We start from the raw sequence: 24,251 nt of genomic DNA, 5'->3' as shown, positions 1-24,251 counted from the left end.
GGCTCAGCCCGGGCAGGGCCAGCGCGCCGGCGGCCAGGCCTGCGCGCTGCAGCCACTCCCGTCGGGTCAGGGTCATCGGCTCAGAGTCATCGATGGTGCGGGCTCAGGGACGCCTGGGTGACAGGGTGCTCCTCTGGAGGCTTAGCTAGGGCGGCTCCGGGAGTCAGCAGCCATGGATCCAACCGCTGGCTGGGTGGATGAAATTCACCAGGGCGTGCGCTACGGCCTGGAAGCCCAGGTGCTGCTGGAGCAGTCCAGCCCCTACCAGCGGATCACGATCATCGAGAGCCGGCGCTACGGCAAAGGGCTGCTGCTCGATGGCTGCTGGATGACGGCCGAGGGCCAGGAACGTCACTACCACGAACCGCTGGTGCATCCGGCCCTGTGTGCCGCCGCCAACCTCGAGCGGGTGCTGGTGATCGGCGGCGGCGACGGTGGCACGGCCCGGGAGTGCCTGCGCCACCCCGGCGTGCAGCACCTCGATCTGGTGGAGATCGATGGACTGGTGGTGGAGTGCGCCCGGCGCTACCTGCCCTCCCTCGGTGGAGGCTGCTGGGACGACCCACGCTTTCAGCTCACCGTGGGGGATGGCATCGCCTGGGTGTCGGCGGCCCCCGCCGCCAGTTACGACGTGGTGATCGTGGACGGCTCCGACCCCGCAGGCCCAGCTGAGGGCCTGTTCAACCGGGCCTTCTTCCAGCAGTGCCGCCGCCTGCTGCGGTCCGGAGGTGTGTTTGCCACCCAGAGCGAATCCCCCGAGGCCTTTCGTGAGGTGCACCTGGCCACCGTGCGGCTGCTGCGGGACGTGTTCGGCCACGCCGATCCCCTCTATGGCTGGGTGCCGATGTACCCCAGCGGCTGGTGGAGCTGGACCTTCGCGGCCGTCGACGGCCGCCGCTATCTGGAGCCCAGGCCCGAGCGGGCCGCGGCGGTGGCGGATGGCTGTGAGATCTGGTCGCCCCGCTGGCAGCGCGGTGCCTTCGACGCCATTCCCGCCGGCATCGAGCGGGCCCTTGACCACCCCCAGGCCTGAGCCCATGGCTGTGTCCGCTGCGCTGGATCGTTTCGAGTCCGACCTGTTCGATCGCGACGGCGCCATCTTCATGGGATCACGACGTGACCCCGAGGGTTGCCGGGTGGGCCTCTTCGGGGTGCCCTACGACGGCACCACCTCCTTCAGGCCGGGCACCCGCTTCGGGCCGGCGGCGATCCGGGAGGTGAGCAGCGGGCTGGAAACCTATGACCCCCAGTTGAATCTCGATCTCGACGACCTCGCCTTCGCCGACCTGGGGGCGCTGGCCATTCCCTTCGGCGCGCCCGAGCCTGTGGTGGCTGCTGTCGGCGAGGCCACCAGCGCGGTGCTGGAGCTGGGGCTGCGGCCGCTGATGCTCGGCGGTGAGCACTCGATCAGCAGCGGCGCCGTGGCCGCCGTGGCCGCCCGCCATCCCGACCTGGCCCTGGTGCAGCTCGATGCTCACGCCGATCTGCGCCAGAGCTGGCTGGGCGCCCACCACAGCCATGCCTGTGCCATGCGTCGCTGCCTGGAGGTGCTCCCCTCCGGCGATCTGCTGCAGGTGGCGATCCGCAGCGGCACCCGCGAGGAGTTCGAGGAGCTGCGCCGCAGTGGCCGGCTGGTGGGGCAGGGCCCGGGCCTGTCGCTGCAGCCCGAGCGGCTTCAGGCGGAGCTGGCGGTGGCTCTCGCACCCCTGCGGGGCCGGCCGATCTACCTGACCGTTGACCTCGACTGGTTCGATCCGGCCGTCCTGCCCGGTACGGGCACCCCGGAGCCCGGGGGCTACCACTGGGGCCACTTCGCGGGGCTGCTGGAGGAACTGCGCCACCACCGGCTGGTGGCGGCCGATGTGGTGGAACTGGCCCCCGGCCTGGATCCCAGTGGCGTGAGCGCGGTGCTGGCGGCGAAGGTGACCCGCAGCCTGCTGCTGCTGCTCGGCCAGGCTCAGTAGGAGTAGGAGCCGCTGGACCGTTGCTCCCGCAGCCGTTCATGCTGCTGCCCGATCAGCACCACCGCCAGCGTGGGGTGGTTGTGCAGCAGGTTGAGGAAGTTCAATCGCTCCAGCTTCACCAGTTCCACCGGGGTGCGGGCGATGGCCTCGTTGCGGAAGTAGCCGCCGCGCCAGGCGATGTCTTCGTAGCTGAACAGCTCGCCGTGGCGGTAGCAGAGGCGATTTCTCGAGGGGTCGATCAGTTCGACGATGCCCTTGCGGACTCCGTAGATGGCACGGGCGAGATCACCTTGGTGAAAGACATGGGAGCCGGTGGGCAGGGTGAGGGTTTCACCGTCCACCTGGGACGCCATCAGTTCAACCGGCGTTGCGGGTGCGAGTGCAACCAATCAACTACCTCCATGCAGGGATCAGAACGCTCAGCATGGCGCGCACTGCGCTTTTCAGTTGGCTATCTGGATGACACGATGCGGCGAAAATGCTGCGAAATCAATCCACGCCCGGCTGAAGCTCAACTGGCGGCCACCAGCAGGTCGGTGAGAGCGAGCTGGCGGTTGGGCGATGTCGGGATGGCCACCACGGAGTGATCGACGCTGGGCAACCGGGGGGGACGGGGGGTCCAGTGGTGGCACCACAGATCCGCGGCCAGTTCAGGGTGGATCGCCAGTCGTCGCATCTGGCACCAGCTCTGCTCCGCGCCGCCGAAGGAGGCCTCGGGAGCCTGGCAGTGATTGCAGCTACGACAGTTCGGGCGCTGGCCCATGGGCACGACCCATCCAGGGCACCCAAGGTAATGACCTTGCCTTGATCAGGCCAGAGGAAAAACCGAACCTGCCGGAAGTCTTCGGTTTTGCCCGGAGGGCGTGTTCAGGATCTGCGGTCCTGGGCCTGCGTCCCCTGGACCGGCGTCCATAGGATCCCGCCAGCAGTCGCGACAGCCCATCCCATGGCGGACTCCCTGAAGCGAACGCCTCTCCATGGGGCCTGCCGCGATGCCGGCGCCCGTCTGGTGCCCTTCGAGGGCTGGGAGATGCCTGTGCAGTTCCAGGGCCTTGTGCAGGAACACAGGGCGGTGCGTCAGGCCTGCGGTGTCTTCGACATCTCCCACATGGGCGTGCTGCGCCTGCGCGGTGATGGCGCCAAGGACGCCCTGCAGGCCCTGGTGCCCAGCGACCTGTTCCGGATCGGCCCTGGTGAAGCCACCTACACCGTGTTGCTCAACGAGGCCGGCGGCATCCGCGACGACCTGATCGTCTACGACCTGGGCCGGCCTGAAGACAACGAGGGCCCAGCCGATGAAGTGCTGCTGATCATCAACGCCGGCTGCGCCGAGGCCGACACCGCCTGGCTGCGCAGCCAGCTGGAGCCCGCTGGTCTGCTGATCAGCGACCGCAAGGCCGATGGGGTGCTGCTGGCCCTGCAGGGCCCCGAGGCGATCGCCCGGCTGGAGGCTCTGGCGGCCGCCGACCTGGGCGGCCTGCCCCGCTTCGGTCACCGCAGCATCCAGCTGGCTGGCACCGCGGCGGCTGAAGCCGCCGGCGCCACCGCCTTCGTGGCCCGCACCGGCTACACCGGCGAAGACGGGGTGGAGCTGCTGCTGGATCGCAACGCCGGCGTCGCCCTCTGGACCCAGCTGCTGGCGGAGGGGGTGACCCCCTGCGGTCTCGGCGCCCGTGACACCCTGCGCCTGGAGGCGGCCATGCACCTCTACGGCAGCGACATGGACAGCGGCACCACCCCGTTGGAGGCCTCCCTGGGCTGGCTGGTGCACCTGGAGATGCCGGCGGCCTTCATCGGCCGCGAAGCGCTGGAGCGCCAGAGCGCTGAGGGGGTGAACCGGCGCCTGGTGGGCCTGAAGCTGCAGGGCCGGGCGATCGCGCGCCATGGCTATCCGGTGCTGCACGCTGGCCAGGTGGTGGGGGAGGTCACCAGCGGCACCTGGTCACCCACCCTGGGGGAGGCGATCGCCCTGGCCTACGTGCCGGCCGACGCCGCCCGGGTGGGCACGGAACTGGCGGTGGAGATCCGCGGCAAGGCGGAGCCCGCCGTGGTGGTCAGGCGGCCCTTCTACCGGCGCGCCTGAGAGCTTTGGCCAGGCGGGCGCCATGGGACACTCGCGGATTGAGTTCCTTTCTCCATGCGCAGCCACGGATGCGGCGATCTGCGCAGCAGCAGCGTCGATCAGGTCGTTGAGCTGAGCGGTTGGGTCGACCGTCGCCGCGACCACGGCGGGGTGATCTTCGTGGATCTGCGCGACCGCAGCGGCACCGTCCAGATCACCGTCGATCCCGACCTGGGGCCCGAGGCGTTCGCGGTGGCCGAACACCTCCGCAATGAAACGGTGGTCCAGGTGCAGGGCCGGGTGCGGCTGCGGCCCCAGGAGTCGCTCAACACCCGCCTGGCCACCGGTGAGGTGGAGGTGCTCGCCAGCCGGCTGACGGTGCTCAATGCCGTGCGCAGGCCCCTGCCCTTCCCCGTGTCGGTGCACGACGAGGAGAACACCCGCGAAGAGCTGCGGCTGCGACACCGCTACCTGGACCTGCGCCGCGAGCGCATGAACGGCAACCTGCGCCTGCGGGCCCGCGCGATCCAGACCGCCCGTCGCTTCCTGGAGGAGCAGGGCTTCATCGAGGTGGAAACCCCGGTGCTCACCCGCTCCACCCCCGAGGGGGCCCGCGACTACCTGGTGCCGTCGCGGGTGTGCGGCGGCGAGTGGTTCGCCCTGCCCCAGTCGCCCCAGCTGTTCAAGCAGCTGCTGATGGTGGGCGGCATCGAGCGTTACTACCAGGTGGCCCGCTGCTTCCGCGACGAGGACCTCAGGGCCGACCGTCAGCCGGAGTTCACCCAGCTGGACATCGAGATGAGCTTCATGGACCAGGAGCAGATCCTGGAGCTCAACGAGGCCCTGATCGCCACCATCTGGCAAACGGTGAAGGGGGTGGAACTGCCGCGCCCCTTCCCGCGCCTCACCTGGCACGAGGCCATGGAGCGCTACGGCACCGACCGGCCCGACACCCGCTACGGCATGGAGCTCAGCGATGTCAGCGACCTGGTGGCCGGCATGGGTTTCAAGGTGTTCTCGGGCGCCGTGGCGGCCGGCGGCTCGGTGAAGTGCATCGCCGTGCCCGGCGGCAATGAGGCCCTCTCCAACGTGCGCATCAAGCCCGGTGGGGATGTGTTCAGCGAGGCCCAGGCCGCCGGAGCCGGAGGACTGGCCTTCATCCGCGTGCGCGAGGGCGGCGAGATCGACACCATCGGTGCCATCAAGGACAACCTCAGTGCCGGGACCAGGGCCGAGCTGCTGGAACGCACAGGCGCGGAGCCCGGCACGCTGCTGCTGTTCGGCGCCGGGGACACCGCCACGGTCAACAAGGCCCTCGACCGGGTGCGTCAGTTCCTGGCCCGCGAACTGGGAATGGTCAAACCCGACCGGGAGAACGACAGCTGGAACTTCCTCTGGGTGGTGGATTTTCCGATGTTCGAGTTCAACGAGGGCGAGAACCGGCTCGAGGCACTGCACCACCCCTTCTGCGCCCCCAACACCGACGACCTCGGGGCCGATCCGGCCCAGTGGGCCACCACCCTGCCCACGGCCCGCGCCCAGGCCTACGACCTTGTGCTCAACGGCCTGGAGCTGGGTGGCGGTTCCCTGCGCATCCACGATTCGGAGCTGCAGCGCCAGGTGCTGCAGACCATCGGCCTGCCCCTGGAGGAGGCCGAGCGCCAGTTCGGTTTCCTGATGGAGGCCCTCGACCTGGGAGCCCCGCCCCACGGCGGCCTGGCCTTCGGGGTGGACCGGATCGTGATGCTGCTGGCCGGCGAGGAGTCGATCCGCGACACGATCGCCTTCCCGAAAACCCAGCAGGCCCGCTGCCTGCTCACCAAGGCCCCCGCCGGCGTCGCCCCCCAGCAACTGGACGACCTGCACGTGGCCAGCACCTGGGTCGAGCCCGAGTGAGCGCGGCGAGACCCGCCTGATCCTGAAGAGAAACCTTCTGTTTCGCGCTGCTTTTTTGTGGCAACACGATGGTGAAGGGACTCCGACCAGGGTTCGTGTCCTCAGGGTCCACACCAGCGCTTCCAGGCAGTCCCGAACTCGAGGAGCCGAGCGATCTCGAGGCCGGTCCAGACAGCGGCTCGGCTTCCACCCGGGCCGTTCGGGACGGCTCGCGCCTGCCCGGCCGTGGCAGTGCCGATCTGGTGCGGCTCTACCTCCAGGACATCGGCCGGGTGGACATGCTCAGCCAGGAGGAGGAGTTGCTTCTCGCCCGCCAGGTACGGGCCCGTGAGGCGCTGCTGAGCCACAGGCTGGAGAAGGCCAGTGAGCTGCCGATCCTCCAGACCATGGTCGATCTGGAGCTGGTGCGCCAGCGGCTGGCCAGCCGCCTCACCCATCAGCCCTCCCATGGCCAGTGGGCGGAAGCCTGCGACCTGCCCCTGCCTGAGCTGCGGCGTCTCCTTCAGGAGGGCCACAGGACATGGGCGACTTGCCTGGGGCTCAGCCTCGGCGATCTCCAGCAACGGCTGCTGCGCGGCCGCCGGGCCCGCGACCGCATGATCCAGGCCAACCTGCGCCTGGTGGTGGCCGTGGCCAAGAAATACCAGAAACGGGGTGTGGAGCTGCTCGATCTGGTTCAGGAGGGCACCCTCGGCCTGGAGCGCGCGGTGGAGAAGTACGACCCCACCCGCGGCTTCCGTTTCAGCACCTACGCCTACTGGTGGATCCGCCAGGGCGTCACCCGGGCGATCGCCACCCAGAGCCGCACCATTCGCCTGCCGGTCCACGTCACCGAGAAGCTGAACCGGATCAAGAAGGCCCAGCGCCAGTTCGCCAGCGACCACGGCCGCACCGCCACCCTCGCCGAGCTGGCCGAGGCCCTGCAGTGGAGTCAGGAGGCCGTGCGTCTCACGCTGCTGCGGGTGCCCCGCTCGATCTCCCTGGAGGCCAAGGTGGGCCGCGACCAGGACACCCCCCTGGGGGATCTGCTGGAGGCCACCAGCGACACCCCCGAGCAGTGCCTCACCCGCCAGCAGCTGCACAGCGACCTCGACGCCCTGCTCGATGAACTCAGCCAGAGGGAGGCCGAGGTGATCCGCCTGCGCTTCGGCCTCACAGACGACACCCCCCGCACCCTGGCCCAGATCGGCGAGGGGATGCAGCTCTCACGGGAGCGGGTGCGCCAGATCGAAACGCGGGCCCTGCACAAGCTGCGCCAGCCGGCCCGCCGCGGCCGGGTGCATGGCTACCTCGCCAGCCTGGACGGCTGACCCGGCGCTGGGCTAAACCGAAATCAGTCCGACCTGGTCCCGTGAGCAACGTCCCCGCCATCACCGCCCCTCCGATCGACATCGGCATCTCCGATGATCAGCGCCAGCAGATCGCGGCCGGTCTCGGCCGGGTGCTGGCCGACAGCTACGTGCTCTATGGCAAGACCCACGGCTTCCACTGGAACGTGACCGGGCCGATGTTCAACACGCTCCACCTGATGTTCATGGAGCAGTACACCGAGCTCTGGATGGCCCTCGATGTGATCGCCGAGCGCATCCGGGCCCTGGGCTGTCCGGCCCCCTTCGGCGGCGCCCGCTTCGCGGCACTGTCCTCGATTCCTGAAACCCAGGGTCAGCCCCCGGCTCTGGAGATGGTGCGCGAGCTGGTGATGGGCCATGAAGCCGTGGCTCGCACCGCCCGCAGCCTCTTCCCCCTGGTGGCGGAAGCCGGTGATGAGCCCACCGCCGATCTGCTCACCCAGCGGCTGCAGATCCACGAGAAGACCGCCTGGATGCTGCGCAGCCTGCTCGACGCCTGAACGGGCAGGCTCGATAGATTGATGTGTCCGCCCATGCCCGCCCTCCGCCCATGGCGAAATTCGTCTTCGTCACCGGCGGTGTGGTCTCGAGCATCGGCAAGGGGATTGTGGCGGCGAGCCTGGGGCGGCTGCTCAAATCCCGGGGCTACAGCGTTTCGATCCTCAAGCTCGATCCCTACCTGAATGTGGATCCGGGCACGATGAGCCCGTATCAGCACGGCGAGGTGTTCGTCACCCAGGACGGCGCCGAGACCGACCTCGACCTGGGCCACTACGAGCGCTTCACCGACACCGCCATGTCACGCCTCAACAGCGTGACCACCGGCTCGATCTACCAGGCGGTGATCAACAAGGAACGCCGCGGTGATTACAACGGCGGCACGGTGCAGGTGATCCCCCACATCACCGGCGAGATCCGCGAGCGCATCCACCGGGTGGCCGCCGACAGCGGCGTGGATGTCGTCATCACCGAGATCGGCGGCACCGTGGGTGACATCGAATCGCTGCCGTTCCTGGAGGCCATCCGTGAGTTCCGCGGGGATGTGGGCCGCCACGATCTGGCCTACGTGCACGTCACCCTGCTGCCCTACATCGGCACCTCCGGGGAGATCAAGACCAAGCCCACCCAGCACTCGGTCAAGGAGCTGCGCTCGATCGGCATCCAGCCCGATCTGCTGGTCTGCCGCTGCGACCGGCCGATCAGCGAGGAGCTCAAGGCCAAGATCGGCGGCTTCTGCGGCGTCCAGCGCGAAGCGGTGATCGCGGCCCGCGATGCCGACAGCATCTACGCGGTGCCGATTGCCCTGGAGCGGGAGGGGCTCTGCCGTCAGGTGCTGGATGTGCTGGGGCTGGAGGATCGCGACAGTGACATGGAGCGCTGGGAGGCCCTGGTGCAGAAACTGCGCAACCCCGGTGCGGCGGTGAAGGTGGCGCTGGTGGGCAAGTACGTGCAGCTCAACGACGCCTACCTCTCGGTGGTGGAGGCCCTGCGTCACGCCTGCATCGACCGGGATGCCAGCCTCGACCTGCACTGGATCTCCGCCGAGCAGATCGAGACCCAGGGCGCCGAGGCTCTGCTGCATGGCATGGACGCGGTGGTGGTGCCGGGCGGGTTCGGTCACCGGGGCGTGGACGGGAAGGTGGCGGCGATCCGCTGGGCCCGGGAGGAGCGTGTGCCCTTCCTCGGGCTCTGCCTGGGCATGCAGTGCGCCGTGATCGAGTGGGCGCGCAATCTGGCCGGTCTGGCGGGCGCCACCAGCGCCGAGCTCGATGCCGACAGCATGCACCCCGTGATTCACCTGCTGCCGGAGCAGCAGGATGTGATCGAGCTCGGCGGCACCATGCGCCTGGGGGTTTATCCCTGCCGGCTGGCGGCGGGAACCCTCGCGGCCCGTCTGTATGGCGAGGAGGTGGTCTATGAGCGTCATCGCCACCGTTACGAGTTCAACAACGCCTACCGGAATCTCTTCCAGGCAGGCGGCTACACCATCAGTGGCTCCTCCCCCGATGGCCGTCTGGTGGAGCTGATCGAGCGTGAGGATCACCCCTTCTTCGCCGCCTGTCAGTACCACCCCGAATTCCTCTCCCGGCCAGGTAAGCCCCATCCCCTCTTCCGCGGGCTGATCGCTGCGGCGCAGCGGCAGGGGGCGGAAGCCGTGTCCCAGGAGGCACCCGTGCGGGCGTAGCCGCTGCGTGAACCGCCTGATTGGTGAGGGTTAACCCGCTTGCTGGCTGCCCAGTAAGCTGGGTAGCCAGCAAGCAAGGTGGAAGGATGAAAACGACCTTGGACCTGCCGGACCATCTTGTGCGCCAGGCCAAGCAGCGGGCCCTGCAGCAGGGCCTCACGCTCAAGGAGCTAGTGGCTGGCTACATCAGTCAGGGGCTCCATGGCGGCGCATCAGGGTCTGTGCCCCCCACCAGCGATTTGGTGACAGTGGATGGAATGGGACTTCCGGTGTTCCGCTGTGAGCCCTCCGGCAGCAAAGCGGGGATCGATCTGGCAGCGTCATTGCAACTTGAGCAGGATTGCCTGGAGCAGGAGGACCGCCGCCGTGCTGGCCTCCCTGCTTGATGTGAATGTGTGGCTGGCGGCGGCCTTCGAAGCCCATCCAGCCCATCGCAGCGCCCAATCGGTGCTGCTTGAGGCCACGCCCGCTACACCAGTCCTGCTCTGCCGTGCCACCCAGCAGAGTTTTCTGCGGCTGGCGTCCACCCCAGCGATCTTCACGGCCTACCAGAGCGCGGCGATCACGAACCTGGATGCTCTGGCTGCCCTTCAGTCTTTTCAGGCCCTGCCTCAGGTGGACCTGGTGGACGAGCCGATCGGAATCGAATCGCTCTGGTGGCGCTTGGCGGGGCTCGCTGAGGCCGCACCAAAAAGGTGGATGGACGCCTACCTGGCGGCTTTCGCGATCACCGGCTCCACCCGGATGGTCACGCTGGATCAGGATTTCCGGCAGTTCCTCGGGGCGGGGCTCGATCTGGAGCTCCTGCAGGCCGACGCCCGCAGCGGGGGTTGAGCGGAGCTGCTGTCTCGATCAGATCAAGGCTGCTGTCGGCGGTACAGCCTTGCGTTGTGCCGCTGAGCGTCCGCTCTCCGCTTCTTAAAGTGACGTGTTGTCGTGCCGTGGCCGTGCCCCCAGCCGGACTCCCGGTGGTGGAAACCTTCCACTCCCTGCAGGGCGAGGGAGTTCACGCTGGCCGCAGCGCCTTCTTCATCCGGCTGGCCGGCTGCTCGGTGGGCTGCAGCTGGTGTGACACCAAGCACTCCTGGCCGGCGGACGCCCATCCCCACCGCCACCTCCAGGATCTGGCGGCGAGCGCCGCCTTGGCGGCAGCCGAGGGTGCTGCCTTCGTGGTGATCACCGGTGGTGAACCCCTGCATCACAACCTCGATCCGCTCTGTGAGGCCCTGCGGCAAGGATTCGGCGTCGGCCCCTCGCAGCTCCCCCTGCACCTGGAAACCAGCGGCGTCGACCCGCTCAGCGGCCGCTTCGAATGGATCACCCTCTCGCCCAAGCGCCACCGGCCGCCCACCGCCGAGCTGCTGGCCGCCTGCCATGAGCTCAAGGTGGTGATCCACGAGATCGCTGATCTGGCCTTCGCTGAGACGATGGCTGCCGCCGTGTGCTCCGCCCGCCCGGTGGAGGGAGCGCTGCCCCAGCTGTTGCTGCAACCTTCCTGGGGGAGCGCGGCGGGTCAGGAACTGGCGGTCCAGCACGTGCGGCGCCATCCGGCCTGGCGCCTCAGCCTGCAGAGCCACAAATGGCTGGGCGTTCGCTGAAGGCCGGCCTCAGTGATCCCGCAAACTGTGAGCGAGTGAGCAACGCGGGCGTGGACAAGCTGCAGAGCCTTCGGGGCATGGTCGATCTGCTTCCGGAGCAGATGCCGCTGTGGCAGCACGTGGAAGCCCTGGCCCGCTCGCAGTTCCAGCGGGCTGGTCTGAGGGAGATCCGCACGCCGTTGCTGGAGGTCACCGAGCTGTTTGCCCGCGGCATCGGCGAAGCCACCGATGTGGTGGGCAAGGAGATGTACACCTTCCAGGACCGTGGGGAGCGCAGCTGCACCCTGCGGCCCGAGGGCACCGCCTCGGTGGTGCGCGCCGCCCTGCAGCATGGCCTGCTCAGCCAGGGGCCCCAGCGCCTCTGGTACACGGGGCCGATGTTCCGCTACGAGCGTCCCCAGGCCGGGCGGCAGCGCCAGTTCCACCAGGTGGGGATCGAGTTTCTGGGATTTGCCGACCCCCGCAGCGATGCCGAAGCGATCGCGATCGCCTGGGACCTGCTCAGCGAGCTTGGGGTCGGCGGCCTGGCGCTGGAGCTCAATTCCCTCGGCGATCCCGCCGACCGTGCCGCCTACCGCACGGCCTTGGTCGCCTGGCTGGAGGAGCGCCGCGAGCTGCTCGATGCGGAATCCAGGGAGCGGATCAGCACCAATCCCCTGCGCATCCTCGACAGCAAGAACCCTGACACCCAGGCCGTGCTGGCTGAGGCACCGCTGCTGATCGACAGCCTGAGCGACGCCAGCCGTGAGCGCTTCGAGGCGGTGCGCCGCTGCCTTGAGGCGCTGGAGATTCCGTACCAGCTCAGCCCCCGCCTGGTGCGGGGCCTCGACTACTACACCCACACGGCCTTCGAGATCACCAGCAGCCAGCTCGGGGCCCAGGGCACAGTCTGCGGCGGCGGTCGTTACGACGGCCTGATCGAGCAACTGGGCGGTGCTCCCACGGCGGCGATCGGCTGGGCGATCGGCCTCGAGCGGCTGGTGTTGCTGTGCGCCCAACGGGACGCGGCAGAGGGAGCGCTCCCTACGGTGCCGGTGCCGGATGTGTACGTGGTCAGCCGCGGCGAAGCGGCCGAACGCCAGGCGCTGGTGCTCTCCCGCCAGCTGCGCCAGGCCGGCCAGATGGTGGAGCTTGATCTCACCGGGTCCGCCTTCGGCAAGCAGCTCAAGCGGGCCGATCGCTGCGGGGCCCCCTGGGCTGTGGTGATCGGCGAGGGGGAAGCGGAGCAGGGGGTGGTGCTGCTCAAGGACCTGCGCCGCAGCGGTAGGACCCCCGAAGAGGAGCGACTGGGGCCGCAGGAGCTGCTAAGACGTCTTCTTTGCCAATGAGCATGAGAAGCTTCTCATGCCTGAGTCCCTTCCCTGTCATCGCCCTGTGAAGACTGTTCAGACCATCTGCTGCATCGGCGCGGGTTATGTGGGTGGACCCACCATGGCGGTGATTGCCGACCGCTGCCCTCACATCCAGGTCACTCTCGTCGATCTCAATGCCGAGCGAATTGCCGCCTGGAATGATGCTGATCTGAGCAGGCTTCCCGTCTACGAGCCAGGCCTGGCGGATGTGGTGGCCCGATGCCGAGGTCGCAATCTGCATTTCACCACCGAGGTGGATGGGGCGATTGCAGCGGCCGATATGATCTTCCTCTCGGTGAATACTCCCACGAAGAGAAAGGGCCTCGGGGCCGGGCAGGCGTCCGATCTGCGCTGGATCGAGGCCTCGGCCCGCCAGGTGGCCGCCCAGGCCCGAGGGCACACGATCGTTGTGGAGAAGAGCACCCTGCCGGTGCGCACCGCCGAAACGATTCAGGTCATCCTTTCCGCGGCTCAGGATGGCTCCGAAGGAGCAGCCAAAACATTTTCTGTGCTCTCCAATCCTGAGTTTCTGGCGGAAGGAACAGCCATCTCCGACCTGGAAAATCCCGACCGTGTGTTGATTGGTGGTGATGATCCGAACTCCATCGATATCCTGGCAGAGATTTACTCCCATTGGGTCAGCCCTGAGCGGATTCTGCGCACCAATCTCTGGAGCAGTGAACTCTCCAAGCTCACGGCCAATGCCTTTCTGGCCCAGAGGATTTCCTCGATCAATGCCATTGGTGCCCTCTGTGAGGCCACCGGCGCCGATGTCAAGGAGGTGGCCCGGGCCATAGGTGCTGATTCTCGCCTGGGCCCGAAATTTCTCTCTGCCGGTCCGGGTTTTGGTGGCAGTTGCTTTCGCAAGGACATCCTCAATCTGGTGTATCTCTGCCGTCACTACGGCTTGGAGCAGGCGGCCCAGTACTGGGAGCAGGTGGTGGATCTCAACAGCTGGCAGCAGCAGCGCATTGCCCGGCTGGTGGTGAGTCGCCTGTTCGGCACCATTAGCGGCAAGCGCCTGGCGGTGCTGGGGTTCGCCTTCAAGGCCGACACCAATGACACCCGCGAATCACCAGCGATCAGCATCTGCCGCGATCTGCTCGAAGAGGGTGCGCACCTGGCGATTCATGACCCGAAGGTAGGACCCGACCAGATCGCCAGGGACCTTGGCCATGGGCCCTCAGCTCCCGGCCTAGGCTTGGCTGACGAGGGCAGCTGGCAGCCTGCGTCCGGGGTGCTGGACGCCGTGGAGGGTGCCGACGCGGTGATCGTGCTCACGGAATGGCGCCACTTTGCTGAACTCGACTGGCCTGCAATCTCTGAACGCATGCGCCGACCTGCCTGGCTGTTCGATGTGCGCGGGGTGACCGATTCTGAGGCTGCCCAGGCGGCTGGTCTTAGGGTCTGGCTTGTGGGAGAAGGCTGAATCCATGACTCCATCCCCTCTTCGTCATCTCGTCACTGGCGGTGCCGGCTTCGTGGGCTCCACCCTCGTCGACCGGCTGATGGAGGCGGGCGAGGAGGTGATCTGCCTTGACAACTACTACACCGGAAGCAAAGCCAATGTGGCCCGCTGGATCGGCCATCCCCATTTTGAGCTGATTCGCCACGACGTCACCGAGCCGATCCGTCTGGAGGTCGATCGGATCTGGCATCTGGCCTGTCCGGCTTCACCGAGGCACTACCAGTCGAATCCGATCAAGACAGCGAAAACGAGCTTTCTCGGGACTTACAACATGCTGGGCATGGCCAGGCGGGTGGGCGCACGGCTGCTGTTGGCCAGCACCAGTGAAGTGTATGGTGATCCAGAGGTTCATCCCCAGCCTGAGAGTTATCGAGGGAGTGTCAATCCCATCGGGATTCGCTCTTGCTACGATGAGGGCAAGCGCATTGCCGAAGCCCTCTGCTTCGATTACATGCGCATGCATGGCACGGAGATCCGTGTGGCCAGGATCTTCAACACCTACGGTCCGCGCATGTTCCCCGATGATGGGCGTGTGGTGAGTAACTTCATCGTTCAGGCTCTGCGCGGACAGCCTTTGACCCTCTACGGCGATGGCAGTCAGACTCGTAGTTTCTGCTATGTGGATGATCTGGTGGAGGGTCTCATCCGGCTGATGAACGGCAACCACACCGGCCCGATCAATATCGGCAACCCCGGTGAATTCACGATCCGGCAACTGGCAGAGCTGGTGCTGCAACGCATCAATCCTGAGTTGCCGCTCACTTACCTGCCGCTGCCGCAGGATGACCCCCTTCAGCGCCAACCCGTGATTGATCTTGCCCGCGCTGAACTGGGCTGGGAACCGCAGGTGTCCCTTGAGGATGGCCTCGGCCCCACGATTGCCCATTTCCGCTCCGTGCTGGGCCTTGAGAAGCCATGACGGTGCTGGTCACCGGAGCGGCAGGCTTCGTCGGAGCTGCGGTCACCGAGGTGCTGTTGCGGCGTGGCGACAGCGTGGTTGGTCTCGACAATCTCAACGACTACTACGATCCGGCCCTGAAGCGAGCCCGGCTGAGCCGTTTGCAGCGCCTGCCGGTCTCAGATCAGGGGAGTGGTTTCCGCTTCCGTGAACTGACCCTTGAGGACGGATCCGCTCTGGCGGAGCTCTTCGCGACCGAGCGCCCCCGCGCGGTGATCCACCTCGCCGCCCAGGCGGGGGTTCGCTATTCGATCGAGAACCCTTCGGCTTACATCCAGAGCAACCTGGTGGGTTTCGGGAACATCCTCGAGGGCTGCCGCCACCACGGAGTTGAGCACCTGGTGTATGCCTCCAGCAGCTCGGTGTATGGCGGCAACCGGCGGATGCCTTTTTCTGAGCAGCATCCGGTGAACCATCCGGTGAGCTTGTACGCGGCCACCAAGAAGGCCAATGAACTGATGGCCCACACCTACAGCCACCTCTACGGGCTGCCGGCCACGGGTCTGCGCTTCTTCACCGTCTATGGCCCCTGGGGTCGTCCGGATATGGCGCCGATGCTCTTTGCCAAGGCGATCCTCGCGGGAGAACCGATCCGGGTGTTCAACCATGGCCGCATGCTGCGTGACTTCACCTACATCGATGACATCGTCGAGGGGGTGATCCGCTGCCTCGACAAGCCCGCCACCCCGGATCCTTCCTTCGATCCGCTGGATCCCAACCCCGCCACGGCGGCGGCTCCGCACCGGTTGTTCAACATCGGCAACAGCCAGCCCACTCCCCTGCTGCGTTTCATCGAAGTGCTCGAAGACGCTCTCGGTGTGAAAGCCATCCCTCAGTTCGAGCCGATGCAACCCGGCGATGTGGCTGCCACCGCCGCGGACACGTCAGCCCTGGAGGCCTGGGTGGGCTTCGCGCCCCACACCCCGCTGGAGGTGGGGATCGGCCATTTCGCCCGCTGGTATCGCGAGTATCACGGGGTCTGAGTTCATCGCCATCAAAAAAAGGGGCCCGATCGGGGCCCCTGATCGTTGGTGTTGAGGCTCAGGCTCAGGCTGAACCGACGCCGACGTAGGAGCCGTAAAAGAACAGGCCCACCACGAAGATGACGGCAATGCCGCCGGCCGTGGCCACGAGCCAGAGGGGCAGAACCCCTTCGGTCCAGCGGCTCTTCCAGGCCACGGCCGGACGGCCATCGGGAAGGCGGTCGGGAAGTCGACCGTCAGGTAAACCAGATTTCTTGCCGCTCATGGCTGTGTCTCCCGATCAGTTGAAGAAATAGCTGGTGAACAGCACACCGATGACGAACACGAACAGCAGCCCCAGGTAGAGGCTGGTGCGGTTCAGTTCGACGGGCAGGTTGTTCGGGTTGGGATTGCGCTGCATGGCGGTGTTCAGCGGCGGACGAACTGCATGGCCGCCAGGGCACCCAGGAAAAAGACCGTGGGGATCCCCAGCGCATGCAACGACAACCAGCGGACCGTGAAGATCGGATAGTTGCGGGGCGTGGTGCTCGGTGACTGGGTCATGGCTTATTGCAAGCGCAGGTCGAGCTGGCTCTTGCCTTCGTAGCGCTTGCTCACCACGGGTGCCTTGGCTTCTTGGGCCTGGAAGTAGGCGTCGGGGCGAGGCGTGCCGAAGGCGTCGTAAGCCAGACCGGTGGAGACGAACAGGAAGCCCGCCAGAAAGATCGCCGGCAGTGTGACGGCGTGGATCACCCAGTAACGGATGCTCGTAATAATCTCGAAGAACGGACGTTCTCCGGTGGAGCCGGCAGCCATAGCAGCGGGCAAATCAGCTGGTTGATCTTAGGGCTTGGCGGTCGGGCGGAACGTGCGCTCCAGCGGGTTGGTTACACAGGGATGCAAGTGGGACCGTCAGGGCCTCAGCCCACCCAGCGCAGCAGGCTGCCCCGCTCGCCCAGCAGGAAGCCCTTGTCATCGCCCTCGAAGACGATCCGGGTGAAGTTGGTGGGCTGGGAGCCCCCCAGGGGATCCCGTTGCCAGCTGGAGCCGCCGTCCTGACTCACCAGCAGGGTGCCGCTGCCGCCGCCGGCCCAGATGGCGCCCTTGGGATCCCAGGCCATGTCGAGGTAGCCATAGCCGTTGGTGATCGGGATCACCGGCTTGCTCCAGGCCTCCACATCGGCAGCATCGGGGTTGAAGCGCAGCTGGGCGCCGCGGGTGACCATCCAGAGCTTGCCATCGGGCTGGAAGCCCATGCTCTGCAGCCGTTGGCTGCTGATGCGCTGGTGGGGTTCCCAGGTGGCCTGGCCAGGCTCCCAGGTCGCGAAGAAGTTGCCCAGGCTCGAGACGCTCACATAGCGGCCGTCGGGCGAACGCCGCAGGTCGCGCACGGCACCGGCGGCATCGCTCACCTCGGCCTGCCAGCTGCCGCCGCCGTCACTGGTGCGGTAAATGGCGCCAACGGTGGTGGCCAGCTCGGCCTTGCCGGGAGACAGGGCCGTGATCAGGTAAGGGTCGCCGGGCAGCTTGGTGTCGAGCAGCAGGCGCTCCCAGTTCTGACCCCCATCGGTGCTGTGCAGCAGCAGGCCGGGCTGGCCGGCGATCCAGCCCTCCTTGCCGGTGAAGTCGATGCTGAGCAGGCGGAAATTCTCGTCTTCAGGCAGGGCGAGGGAGCGCGGCTCCCAGCTGGCGCCGCCGTCTTCGGTTTCGAGGATCAGGCGGTTGCTGCCCACCAGGAAGCCGTGCCTGTCATCGGTGAACGCCAGGTCGAGGGGATTCGAGCGGGTGTCGAGGGCGACGGGCTGCCAGGGGCTGCTGGCGGCCACGGGCAGACCGGTGGTGACGCAGCCGCCGAGGCCGAAGGCCAGGCCCGCGGCCAGCACCAGGCCGAGAAGGGAAGAGAACAGGCGTTTCACGGGACTCAGCGGAGGGAATACAGAGAGAGGAAGAAGGCGAAGGCCAGGGCGAAGCCCCCGAAGATCAGCACGTTCTTCTGGCCGGGGGTGAGCTTGTTCACGCCGAGGCCGAAGTTGAGGTTCTCCTCGAAGCCACTGGGCTTGCTGCGCGGACCGATGTCGCGGAAGGCACCGACGCGGCTGCGGCAGACCGGGCAGCGAAAGCTGACCGGATCGAGCTCCGTGAAGGGAAGGCCCGGCGCGATGGCCAGCTTGCGGATGCCCTCCTCGGGGTCATAAACGAAGCCGCAGCTGCGGCACTCGTAGCGGTGGGTGTCGGGATCGCTCTCCACCACAGCCGCGGGCTCGCCTGGAGCCTCGCCGCTGGCCTGGTCCGGAGCTCGTTCCTCGTCGCCGTCGTGCCCGTTGACCATGGCGCTGGCCCCACTGCCGTCAGATCGGACTCTATCCAGGCGTTCCCTGCCGACGGATGCCAGACTGCGCCCCAGGTTGGGCCCTTTCATGTTCGTGCTTCCCGGCTACGACGCCTTTCTGGGCTTTCTGCTGATCGCGGCGGCCGTTCCCGTGCTGGCTCTGGTCACCAACAAGCTGGTAGCTCCCAAGTCGAGGGATGGGGAGCGTCGCCTCACCTACGAATCGGGGATGGAGCCGATCGGCGGTGCCTGGATCCAGTTCAACATTCGTTATTACATGTTCGCCCTGGTCTTCGTCATCTTCGACGTCGAGACCGTCTTCCTCTATCCCTGGGCCGTGGCGTTCCATCGCCTGGGCCTGCTGGCCTTCATCGAAGCCCTCATCTTCATTTCGATCCTCGTGGTGGCCCTCGCCTACGCCTGGCGCAAGGGTGCCCTCGAGTGGAGCTGATTCCCAGCCAACCGGAACCCCGACCAGCCGAACGATGACCCTCACTCCGTCCAGTCCAGGAACCAGCGAGGCCCCCTCGATCGAGGCCCTGCGCGATCTGCGTGCCGCCACCTGCAATCCGGTGGGCGCCCCCACGGTCACCTCGGATCTTTCCGAGAACGTGATCCTCACCAGCCTCGACGACCTGCACAACTGGGCCCGGCTCAGCAGCCTCTGGCCCCTGCTCTACGGCACGGCCTGCTGCTTCATCGAGTTCGCGGCCCTGATCGGCTCCCGCTTCGACTTCGACCGTTTCGGCCTTGTGCCCCGCTCCAGCCCGCGCCAGGCGGATCTGCTGATCACGGCCGGCACCGTGACGATGAAGATGGCACCGGCTCTGGTGCGGCTCTATGAGCAGATGCCCGAGCCGAAGTATGTGATCGCCATGGGCGCCTGCACGATCACCGGCGGCATGTTCTCCGCCGACTCCACCACGGCTGTCCGCGGCGTCGACAAGTTGATCCCCGTGGACCTCTACATCCCGGGCTGCCCGCCTCGGCCGGAGGCCATCTTCGATGCGGTGATCAAGCTGCGCAAGAAGGTGGGCAACGAGGCCCTCGCCGAGCGGGGCAATCTGCAGCCCACCCACCGGTACCTCACCATCGAGCACGCCATGAAGCCCGTCGAGCCGATCGTGACGGGTTCCTATCTGCGGGCGGAAACGCAGAAGGCCGCCTTCGCGGCAGGGGCCGGGCTTCCCCTGGCCACCCCGGAACCCGAAGCCCTCGAAGCCACACCCTCTTCCAGCGATGCCTGATCCCACCCCCTCCACCGAGCTCAGCCCCGCTCCGGTCGGCGCGGTCAGCCAGTGGCTGACCGCCCAGGGCTTCGACCACCAGCCCCTGCCCGCCGACCACCTCGGCGTCGAGATCATCGGGGTGGAGCCGATGTTCCTGCCTGTGGTGGCCGCCGCCCTCAAGGCCTGGGGTTTCGATTACCTGCAGTGCCAGGGCGGTTACGACGAAGGTCCTGGCGGACGTCTGGTCAGCTTCTATCACCTGGTGAAGCTGGCGGCGGCGCTGGAGCCGGGTTCATCTCCCGCTCAGCCCCCCGATGAGGTGCGCCTGAAGGTGTTCCTGGAGCGCAGTGGCGACCTGACCATTCCCACCCTCTACGGCCTGTTCCGGGGTGCCGACTGGCAGGAGCGGGAAACCTTCGACATGTTCGGCATCAGCTTCTCGGGCCATCCCCATCCCAAGCGCCTGCTGATGCCCGAGGACTGGAAGGGTTTCCCCCTGCGCAAGGACTACGTGCAGCCCGATTTCTACGAGATGCAGGACGCCTACTGAGCGGGGCATCCTGCGCCGTGGGTGCTCACTGGGCTCGGCTGCTGCTGAGCCAGTCGAGATCGCTGCTGGATCTGTGGCCCCTGGATTTGCGGTAGAAGCGCATCACGGCATGGGCGAGGCTGCGGGAGTCGTGGCGCAGCGTGTCTCCCGGGCGTGAGCCCTGCAGGGGGGCGAGCATGACGTCGTAACCGGCATCATGCAGCTGACGCGCATCGCAGAGCACCGGCTCGGCTCCCCGGGCGCGGTAATGCTCCAGCAGGGCGACGTCGTGGAAGGGTTCCTGCGCGAGCACCGCCGGAAACAGCCGCTGGGTGATCCCGAGGCTGGCCAGCTGGGCTTCGATCGCCCGCAGGTGCCCGGCCACATCCAGCCGGTCGGTTTCACCGGGCTGGGTCATCAGGTTGCAGATGTAGAGCTTCGGTGCCTTGCTGCGGCTGATCGCCTGCACCAGTTCCGGCACCAGCAGGTTGGGCAGCAGGGAGGTGTAGAGGCTGCCGGGTCCGAGGATGATCAGCTCGGCATTGGCGATGGCCTCGATCGCCCGGGGCAGGGCCGGTGGCCGTTCGGGGATGCAGCCGAGGCGCACGATCGGACTGGTGGAGTGGCCGATCTTCGATTCGCCCTCGATGCGCTCGCCGTTCTCCAGCTCGGCCCAGAGGCGCACATCGGCATTGGTGGCCGGCACCACCTGGCCCTGAACGGCCAGGACCCGGCTGCTGGCGGTGATCGCCGACTCCAGGCTGCCGGTGATGGCGGTGAGGGCCGAGATGAACAGATTGCCGAAGCTGTGGCCCTCCAGCCCGTTGCCCGCCTTGAAGCGGTACTGGAACAGGCGGGTGAGCAGCGGTTCCTCCCGGGCCAGGGCCGCCAGGCAGTTGCGGATGTCACCCGGAGGCTGCACCCCCAGTTCGCGGCGAAGCACACCGCTGCTGCCGCCGTCATCGGCGACGGTGACGATGGCCGTGATGTTGCTGCTGTAGCGCTTGAGGCCGCTGAGCAGGGTGGAGAGACCGGTGCCTCCGCCGATCGCCACGATGTTCGGGCCGCGGTTGAGCCGCCGCTGAGCCAGCAGGGCATCCACCAGCACCGTGTCCTTCTCCGGTGCGAGGGCCTGCTGGATCGAGCCGAAGCTGCGGCTCTGGCCCCAGATCACCAGAGCCGCCCCGGCGATCAGCACCAGCGGACCGGTGAAGCCTCGTGGCAGCACCCGCGCCACGTTGGTGATCAGCCAGGTGAGCGACTCCAGCATCCAGTAGATGGGCTTGAGATCCGCCAGGATGGCGGCGCCCAGAAGCGCTAGCACCAGCCCGAGGCCCGATGTGAGCACCCAGCGCTTCACCACCAGCCCTGGTTGCAGCCAGCGCACCGCCCGCTTGGAGCGGCTCACAAGGTCCTGCTGGCGCAGATCGCCCCGGCCCATCCAGCCCGGACGGCGGACCTGCCGGGGGCGGCGGGGCTTGGCAGGGCGCTGGGAGGTCAAGCCGATGGGGCGTTTCGCCACAGCACGGAGCACTAGGAACTGTACGGATGAAACGCCGGGATGAACCACCCCCCCTCAAAAGCCCCTGACGGGCCGGTGCTGGAGCTCAATGGCGTGGGTATGCGCTGGGGCAGCAACATCGTGCTCAACGACCTCGATCTCAGCCTGGGGCGGGGCGAGCGACTGGCGGTGGTGGGACCCTCGGGCACCGGCAAATCGACGGTGCTGCGCATCCTCGCGGGACTGCTGCTGCCCACCGCCGGGGAGCTACGCCTGCATGGAACCCCCCAGCGCTATCTGCGGCTCGACCAGCGCTATCCGCCGGATGTGCGCCTGGTGTTTCAGAACCCGGCTCTGCTGGGTTCACTCACCGTGCGCGAGAACGTGGGCTTTCTGCTCTACCGGCACAGCAGGCTGCGGGAGGCGGAGATCCGCGAGCGGGTCGGCCGGGCCCTGGAGGCCGTGGGTCTCTCGGGCATCGAGGAACGGCTCCCCGGGGAACTCAGTGGCGGCATGCAGAAGCGGGTGAGCTTCGCCCGCGCCCTGATCCAGGACCCCGGTCAGCCGGAAGGTCAGCATCCGATCCTGCTGTTCGACGAACCCACGGCGGGGCTCGATCCGGTGGCCTGCACCCGCATCGAGGACCTGATCGTGACCAGCACCAAGGTGGCGGCGGGCTGCTCGGTGGTGGTCAGCCATGTGATGAGCACAATCGTGCGCTCGGCCGAGCGGGTGGCGATGCTCTATGAGGGACACCTCCAGTGGCTGGGCACCGTGCAGGACTTCGGCCGTACCGACAATCCCTATGTGGTGCAGTTTCGAACCGGTAGCCTGAGCGGGCCGATGCAACCGGCGGAGATTTAGAGCCCCATGCGTCGCAGTGTGCGAGAGGCCATCGTTGGATTTTCGCTGCTGGCGGCCGTGGTGGGGGGGGTCGGTTTCTGGATCTGGCTCCGGGGCATCTCGCTCAGCCAGAACAACTGGACCCTGAAGGTGACCTTCCAGGACGCCGCTGGCCTGGCGGACCGCTCGGCGGTGATCTTCCGCGGCGTGCAGGTGGGAAGCGTGCGCAAGATCAAGACCACCTCCGCCGCAGTCCTGGCCGAACTGGAGATCAGCGATCCCACCCTGCAGCTGGCGCGCCCCACCACGGCCCAGGTGCAGACCGGCTCCCTGCTGGGCGGTGATGCCCAGGTGGCCCTGATCAGCACCGGCAACCCCCTGCCCGGGAACGCCCCCCTTCCCCGCGACAAAGCCTGCGACAACACGGTGATGGTCTGCGCCGGCTCTGAGCTCAAGGGCGTCACGGCCGCCAGCCTCAGCAGCGTGACCGAGCTGATGCAGCGCCTGCTGGCCGAGGTGGATGAGAAGCAGGTCGTGGCGGAGCTGGCCCGCACCACCCGCAGCTTCGATGCCACCTCCAAGGAGGCCACCCAGTTCCTTCAGCGTGCGCAGGTGCTGGTGGCTGAGCTGAAGCGCTCCGTGGGCAAGGCCGATCCGATCCTGGCCAACCTCAACACCGCCACGGCCGAAGCGGCGGCGGCCAGCCGCCATGTGCGCAACGTCACGGCCTCGCTCGACAATCCCAAGACCCTCGCCCAGCTCAAGACCACCGTGGGCAATGCCGAGCGGCTGACCGCCCGCATCGATGCCGTCGGGGGTGACGTGAACAAACTCACCAGCGACGCCGAATTCATGGACGGTGTGCGCAGCGTGGCGATCGGCCTGGGCCAGCTCTTCGATGAGCTCTATCCCGCCCAGACGGGTCTGGCCAGGGACAAGGCCGAGAAAGAAGCCCAGAAGAAGGCGGCGCCTAAGCCCCGTTGAGGGCGTCGAGGGCGATGGCGGCGATCGCCTGATCACTGGCCTTGGGCAGCTGCACGTACTTGCCGCCGGCCGCCTGGGCCAGGTCCTTGCCCATGCCACTGCCGATGAATTTGCGCTCGGTGTCGATCACCAGCAGCTTGATCCCCAGGGCCCGGTAGCGGCCGGCCACCTGGATCACCTCCTCCTTGAGGTCGACGGGCTCGTCGCCCTCCAGCTGCGGCTGGCCCAGGGAGCGCGAGAGGGGCACATTGCCGCGGCCATCGGTGATCGCCACCACCACCACCTGGCCGAGATCGCCGGTGGCCAGGGCGTTGGCGGCCACCCGGGCCGCCTGGGTGAGGCCGTGGGCCAGCGGTGAGCCGCCGCCGCAGGGCATCTGCTCCAGCCGGCGGCGGGCGGCGGTGATCGAGCGGGTGGGGGGCAGCAGCACCTCGGCCTGCTCGCCGCGGAAGGGGATCAGGGCGACCTCGTCGCGGTTCTCGTAGGCCTCGGTCAGCAGGCGGATCACGGCCCCCTTGGCACTCTGCATGCGGTTGAGGGCCATGGAGCCGCTGGCGTCCACCAGGAAGATCACCAGGGAACCGGCCTTGCGTTGCAGCTGCTTGGCCCTCAGGTCGCCCTCCTCCACGATCACGCTGCGGTGGGGCTCCCGCGCCCGGCGCGCTTTCTGGTACGGCGCGGCGGCCCGCAGGGTGGCGTCCACGGCGATGCGACGCACGGGTCCGCGGGGGAGCATCGGCTTCACGTAGCGGCCGCGGGAGTCGGAGAGCACCACGGAGCGCTTGCCGCTGCCGCCGCTGCGCGATTTGGCCGCGGCGAAGAGCAGCAGATCGGGATCGATGGCGATCGCCTCGGGATCGAGCAGGAACTCCTCGGGCACCTGGGGCGGCGCCTGGTCCTCGGGGCTGTCGTCCTCGTTGCCGTCATCCGGCTCGTCGTCCGTGCTGTCCGGCTCCGGGGGCTCGGGGCTCTCGGGCTCGGGCGGCTGCTCCCCCTGGGGCGGAGGTGGCGGCGGAGGTGGTTCCAGCGGTTGCTCGGGATC

29 protein-coding genes are annotated in these 24,251 nt (G+C 67.5%); 19 read left to right on the top strand and 10 right to left on the bottom strand.

Translation table 11 applies throughout. The features are described from left to right. Positions 1 to 172: 172 nt before the first annotated feature. Entirely contained in the window at positions 173 to 1,033 is an 861-nt protein-coding gene (gene speE / locus VB734_RS11470; protein ID WP_197161409.1) for a polyamine aminopropyltransferase, read from the top strand. A 4-nt stretch (positions 1,034 to 1,037) separates the two neighbouring features. Continuing rightward, complete coding sequence (gene speB / locus VB734_RS11465; protein ID WP_197161411.1) at positions 1,038 to 1,964, top strand: agmatinase; 927 nt, start codon at positions 1,038 to 1,040, stop codon at positions 1,962 to 1,964. On the opposite strand, the gene VB734_RS11460 is transcribed toward speB, so the two are convergent. Continuing rightward, entirely contained in the window at positions 1,958 to 2,317 is a 360-nt protein-coding gene (locus VB734_RS11460; protein ID WP_197161413.1) for a cyclic nucleotide-binding domain-containing protein, read from the bottom strand. The genes speB and VB734_RS11460 overlap by 7 nt on opposite strands. A 158-nt stretch (positions 2,318 to 2,475) precedes the next feature. Then, positions 2,476 to 2,727: a hypothetical protein gene (locus VB734_RS11455; RefSeq protein WP_197161415.1), complete on the bottom strand. Its 252-nt coding sequence runs from the start codon at positions 2,725 to 2,727 to the stop codon at positions 2,476 to 2,478. 183 nt (positions 2,728 to 2,910) lie between these two features. Between VB734_RS11455 and gcvT the strand changes: the two genes are divergently transcribed. The 12 genes from gcvT to VB734_RS11395 all read left to right on the top strand — a co-directional run bounded on the left by gcvT (position 2,911) and on the right by VB734_RS11395 (position 15,815). Continuing rightward, complete coding sequence (gene gcvT, locus VB734_RS11450; protein ID WP_197161417.1) at positions 2,911 to 4,047, top strand: glycine cleavage system aminomethyltransferase GcvT; 1,137 nt, start codon at positions 2,911 to 2,913, stop codon at positions 4,045 to 4,047. A 54-nt stretch (positions 4,048 to 4,101) separates the two neighbouring features. Beyond that, complete coding sequence (aspS, locus tag VB734_RS11445; protein WP_197161419.1) at positions 4,102 to 5,922, top strand: aspartate--tRNA ligase; 1,821 nt, start codon at positions 4,102 to 4,104, stop codon at positions 5,920 to 5,922. A gap of 95 nt (positions 5,923 to 6,017) precedes the next feature. Then, a complete protein-coding gene (locus tag VB734_RS11440) occupies positions 6,018 to 7,232 on the top strand; it encodes an RNA polymerase sigma factor, RpoD/SigA family (RefSeq protein ID WP_370594533.1) in 1,215 nt (404 codons plus the stop codon). Positions 7,233 to 7,273: 41 nt separating this feature from the next. Beyond that, positions 7,274 to 7,771: a Dps family protein gene (locus VB734_RS11435; RefSeq protein ID WP_006172998.1), complete on the top strand. Its 498-nt coding sequence runs from the start codon at positions 7,274 to 7,276 to the stop codon at positions 7,769 to 7,771. Between the two features lie 50 nt (positions 7,772 to 7,821). Then, complete coding sequence (locus VB734_RS11430) at positions 7,822 to 9,456, top strand: CTP synthase (protein WP_197161421.1); 1,635 nt, start codon at positions 7,822 to 7,824, stop codon at positions 9,454 to 9,456. A gap of 86 nt (positions 9,457 to 9,542) precedes the next feature. Then, entirely contained in the window at positions 9,543 to 9,842 is a 300-nt protein-coding gene (locus VB734_RS11425) for a hypothetical protein (protein WP_197161422.1), read from the top strand. Beyond that, positions 9,823 to 10,290: a TA system VapC family ribonuclease toxin gene (locus tag VB734_RS11420; protein ID WP_197161436.1), complete on the top strand. Its 468-nt coding sequence runs from the start codon at positions 9,823 to 9,825 to the stop codon at positions 10,288 to 10,290. The genes VB734_RS11425 and VB734_RS11420 overlap by 20 nt, the downstream gene beginning before the upstream one ends. 107 nt (positions 10,291 to 10,397) lie before the next feature. After that, positions 10,398 to 11,054: a 7-carboxy-7-deazaguanine synthase QueE gene (locus tag VB734_RS11415; protein WP_197161439.1), complete on the top strand. Its 657-nt coding sequence runs from the start codon at positions 10,398 to 10,400 to the stop codon at positions 11,052 to 11,054. Positions 11,055 to 11,104: 50 nt separating this feature from the next. Further along, positions 11,105 to 12,382: a histidine--tRNA ligase gene (gene hisS, locus VB734_RS11410; RefSeq protein ID WP_197167308.1), complete on the top strand. Its 1,278-nt coding sequence runs from the start codon at positions 11,105 to 11,107 to the stop codon at positions 12,380 to 12,382. A gap of 16 nt (positions 12,383 to 12,398) precedes the next feature. Continuing rightward, complete coding sequence (locus VB734_RS11405) at positions 12,399 to 13,835, top strand: nucleotide sugar dehydrogenase (RefSeq protein WP_197161454.1); 1,437 nt, start codon at positions 12,399 to 12,401, stop codon at positions 13,833 to 13,835. A gap of 4 nt (positions 13,836 to 13,839) precedes the next feature. Beyond that, the gene (locus VB734_RS11400; protein ID WP_197161456.1) at positions 13,840 to 14,793 is read left to right on the top strand and encodes a UDP-glucuronic acid decarboxylase family protein; all 954 of its coding nucleotides are present in this window, start codon (positions 13,840 to 13,842) and stop codon (positions 14,791 to 14,793) included. After that, entirely contained in the window at positions 14,790 to 15,815 is a 1,026-nt protein-coding gene (locus tag VB734_RS11395; RefSeq protein ID WP_197161458.1) for an NAD-dependent epimerase, read from the top strand. Before VB734_RS11400 ends, VB734_RS11395 begins: the two co-directional genes overlap by 4 nt. 64 nt (positions 15,816 to 15,879) lie before the next feature. Here VB734_RS11395 and VB734_RS11390 read toward each other — a convergent pair whose 3' ends face one another. The 6 genes from VB734_RS11390 to VB734_RS11365 form a co-directional block, all read right to left on the bottom strand. Beyond that, on the bottom strand, positions 15,880 to 16,080 hold the full coding sequence (locus tag VB734_RS11390; RefSeq protein WP_006173007.1) for a photosystem II reaction center protein J: 201 nt from the start codon (positions 16,078 to 16,080) through the stop codon (positions 15,880 to 15,882). A 15-nt stretch (positions 16,081 to 16,095) separates the two neighbouring features. Further along, entirely contained in the window at positions 16,096 to 16,215 is a 120-nt protein-coding gene (locus tag VB734_RS11385) for a photosystem II reaction center protein L (RefSeq protein ID WP_006173008.1), read from the bottom strand. Positions 16,216 to 16,223: 8 nt separating this feature from the next. Beyond that, the gene (gene psbF / locus VB734_RS11380; protein WP_006173009.1) at positions 16,224 to 16,358 is read right to left on the bottom strand and encodes a cytochrome b559 subunit beta; all 135 of its coding nucleotides are present in this window, start codon (positions 16,356 to 16,358) and stop codon (positions 16,224 to 16,226) included. 3 nt (positions 16,359 to 16,361) lie between these two features. Further along, entirely contained in the window at positions 16,362 to 16,610 is a 249-nt protein-coding gene (psbE, locus tag VB734_RS11375) for a cytochrome b559 subunit alpha (RefSeq protein ID WP_006173010.1), read from the bottom strand. Between the two features lie 104 nt (positions 16,611 to 16,714). Then, positions 16,715 to 17,710 carry a photosynthesis system II assembly factor Ycf48 gene (locus VB734_RS11370; RefSeq protein ID WP_197161460.1) on the bottom strand — a complete coding sequence of 332 codons (996 nt, stop codon included), beginning with the start codon at positions 17,708 to 17,710 and terminating at the stop codon, positions 16,715 to 16,717. A 5-nt stretch (positions 17,711 to 17,715) separates the two neighbouring features. After that, positions 17,716 to 18,123, bottom strand: coding sequence for a rubredoxin (locus VB734_RS11365; protein WP_231594511.1), 408 nt, complete (start codon positions 18,121 to 18,123; stop codon positions 17,716 to 17,718). Between the two features lie 88 nt (positions 18,124 to 18,211). Here VB734_RS11365 and VB734_RS11360 point away from each other — a divergent pair, with 88 nt between their 5' ends. Genes VB734_RS11360 through VB734_RS11350 form a run of 3 tightly spaced genes read left to right on the top strand, consistent with a single transcriptional unit; the run spans position 18,212 to position 19,902 of the window. Next, positions 18,212 to 18,574 (top strand): NAD(P)H-quinone oxidoreductase subunit 3, encoded by a 363-nt coding sequence (locus VB734_RS11360; RefSeq protein ID WP_094556246.1) that lies wholly within the window; start codon positions 18,212 to 18,214, stop codon positions 18,572 to 18,574. A 34-nt stretch (positions 18,575 to 18,608) separates the two neighbouring features. After that, the gene (locus tag VB734_RS11355) at positions 18,609 to 19,370 is read left to right on the top strand and encodes an NADH dehydrogenase subunit K (protein WP_197161463.1); all 762 of its coding nucleotides are present in this window, start codon (positions 18,609 to 18,611) and stop codon (positions 19,368 to 19,370) included. Next, the gene (locus tag VB734_RS11350) at positions 19,363 to 19,902 is read left to right on the top strand and encodes an NAD(P)H-quinone oxidoreductase subunit J (RefSeq protein ID WP_197161465.1); all 540 of its coding nucleotides are present in this window, start codon (positions 19,363 to 19,365) and stop codon (positions 19,900 to 19,902) included. Before VB734_RS11355 ends, VB734_RS11350 begins: the two co-directional genes overlap by 8 nt. 25 nt (positions 19,903 to 19,927) lie before the next feature. On the opposite strand, the gene VB734_RS11345 is transcribed toward VB734_RS11350, so the two are convergent. Next, complete coding sequence (locus VB734_RS11345) at positions 19,928 to 21,322, bottom strand: gluconeogenesis factor YvcK family protein (RefSeq protein WP_197167311.1); 1,395 nt, start codon at positions 21,320 to 21,322, stop codon at positions 19,928 to 19,930. A 120-nt stretch (positions 21,323 to 21,442) separates the two neighbouring features. Here VB734_RS11345 and VB734_RS11340 point away from each other — a divergent pair, with 120 nt between their 5' ends. Continuing rightward, a complete protein-coding gene (locus VB734_RS11340) occupies positions 21,443 to 22,246 on the top strand; it encodes an ABC transporter ATP-binding protein (protein ID WP_197161467.1) in 804 nt (267 codons plus the stop codon). Between the two features lie 6 nt (positions 22,247 to 22,252). Further along, positions 22,253 to 23,209, top strand: a complete 957-nt coding sequence (locus VB734_RS11335; RefSeq protein WP_197161469.1) for an MlaD family protein — start codon at positions 22,253 to 22,255, stop codon at positions 23,207 to 23,209. Here the strand turns inward: VB734_RS11335 and VB734_RS11330 are convergent. Further along, positions 23,196 to 24,251 (bottom strand): VWA domain-containing protein (locus tag VB734_RS11330; RefSeq protein WP_323243338.1); only part of this gene is annotated, 1,056 nt, incomplete at its 5' end. The genes VB734_RS11335 and VB734_RS11330 overlap by 14 nt on opposite strands.

The organism is Synechococcus sp. BA-124 BA4 (genome assembly GCF_034931165.1).
This window is presented reverse-complemented; position numbering and strand designations above follow the sequence as displayed.

Excerpts from the sequence above, each read along its gene's own strand:
- speE (WP_197161409.1), top strand. The coding sequence starts at position 173 with ATGGATCCAACCGCTGGCTGGGTGGATGAAATTCACCAGGGCGTGCGC.
- speB (WP_197161411.1), top strand. The coding sequence starts at position 1,038 with ATGGCTGTGTCCGCTGCGCTGGATCGTTTCGAGTCCGACCTGTTCGAT.
- VB734_RS11460 (WP_197161413.1), bottom strand. The coding sequence starts at position 2,317 with ATGGCGTCCCAGGTGGACGGTGAAACCCTCACCCTGCCCACCGGCTCC.
- VB734_RS11455 (WP_197161415.1), bottom strand. The coding sequence starts at position 2,727 with ATGGGCCAGCGCCCGAACTGTCGTAGCTGCAATCACTGCCAGGCTCCC.
- gcvT (WP_197161417.1), top strand. The coding sequence starts at position 2,911 with ATGGCGGACTCCCTGAAGCGAACGCCTCTCCATGGGGCCTGCCGCGAT.
- aspS (WP_197161419.1), top strand. The coding sequence starts at position 4,102 with ATGCGCAGCCACGGATGCGGCGATCTGCGCAGCAGCAGCGTCGATCAG.
- VB734_RS11430 (WP_197161421.1), top strand. The coding sequence starts at position 7,822 with ATGGCGAAATTCGTCTTCGTCACCGGCGGTGTGGTCTCGAGCATCGGC.
- VB734_RS11425 (WP_197161422.1), top strand. The coding sequence starts at position 9,543 with ATGAAAACGACCTTGGACCTGCCGGACCATCTTGTGCGCCAGGCCAAG.
- VB734_RS11405 (WP_197161454.1), top strand. The coding sequence starts at position 12,399 with ATGCCTGAGTCCCTTCCCTGTCATCGCCCTGTGAAGACTGTTCAGACC.
- VB734_RS11400 (WP_197161456.1), top strand. The coding sequence starts at position 13,840 with ATGACTCCATCCCCTCTTCGTCATCTCGTCACTGGCGGTGCCGGCTTC.
- VB734_RS11395 (WP_197161458.1), top strand. The coding sequence starts at position 14,790 with ATGACGGTGCTGGTCACCGGAGCGGCAGGCTTCGTCGGAGCTGCGGTC.
- VB734_RS11390 (WP_006173007.1), bottom strand. The coding sequence starts at position 16,080 with ATGAGCGGCAAGAAATCTGGTTTACCTGACGGTCGACTTCCCGACCGC.
- VB734_RS11385 (WP_006173008.1), bottom strand. The coding sequence starts at position 16,215 with ATGCAGCGCAATCCCAACCCGAACAACCTGCCCGTCGAACTGAACCGC.
- psbF (WP_006173009.1), bottom strand. The coding sequence starts at position 16,358 with ATGACCCAGTCACCGAGCACCACGCCCCGCAACTATCCGATCTTCACG.
- psbE (WP_006173010.1), bottom strand. The coding sequence starts at position 16,610 with ATGGCTGCCGGCTCCACCGGAGAACGTCCGTTCTTCGAGATTATTACG.
- VB734_RS11365 (WP_231594511.1), bottom strand. The coding sequence starts at position 18,123 with ATGGTCAACGGGCACGACGGCGACGAGGAACGAGCTCCGGACCAGGCC.
- VB734_RS11360 (WP_094556246.1), top strand. The coding sequence starts at position 18,212 with ATGTTCGTGCTTCCCGGCTACGACGCCTTTCTGGGCTTTCTGCTGATC.
- VB734_RS11355 (WP_197161463.1), top strand. The coding sequence starts at position 18,609 with ATGACCCTCACTCCGTCCAGTCCAGGAACCAGCGAGGCCCCCTCGATC.
- VB734_RS11350 (WP_197161465.1), top strand. The coding sequence starts at position 19,363 with ATGCCTGATCCCACCCCCTCCACCGAGCTCAGCCCCGCTCCGGTCGGC.
- VB734_RS11345 (WP_197167311.1), bottom strand. The coding sequence starts at position 21,322 with ATGGGCCGGGGCGATCTGCGCCAGCAGGACCTTGTGAGCCGCTCCAAG.
- VB734_RS11340 (WP_197161467.1), top strand. The coding sequence starts at position 21,443 with ATGAACCACCCCCCCTCAAAAGCCCCTGACGGGCCGGTGCTGGAGCTC.
- VB734_RS11335 (WP_197161469.1), top strand. The coding sequence starts at position 22,253 with ATGCGTCGCAGTGTGCGAGAGGCCATCGTTGGATTTTCGCTGCTGGCG.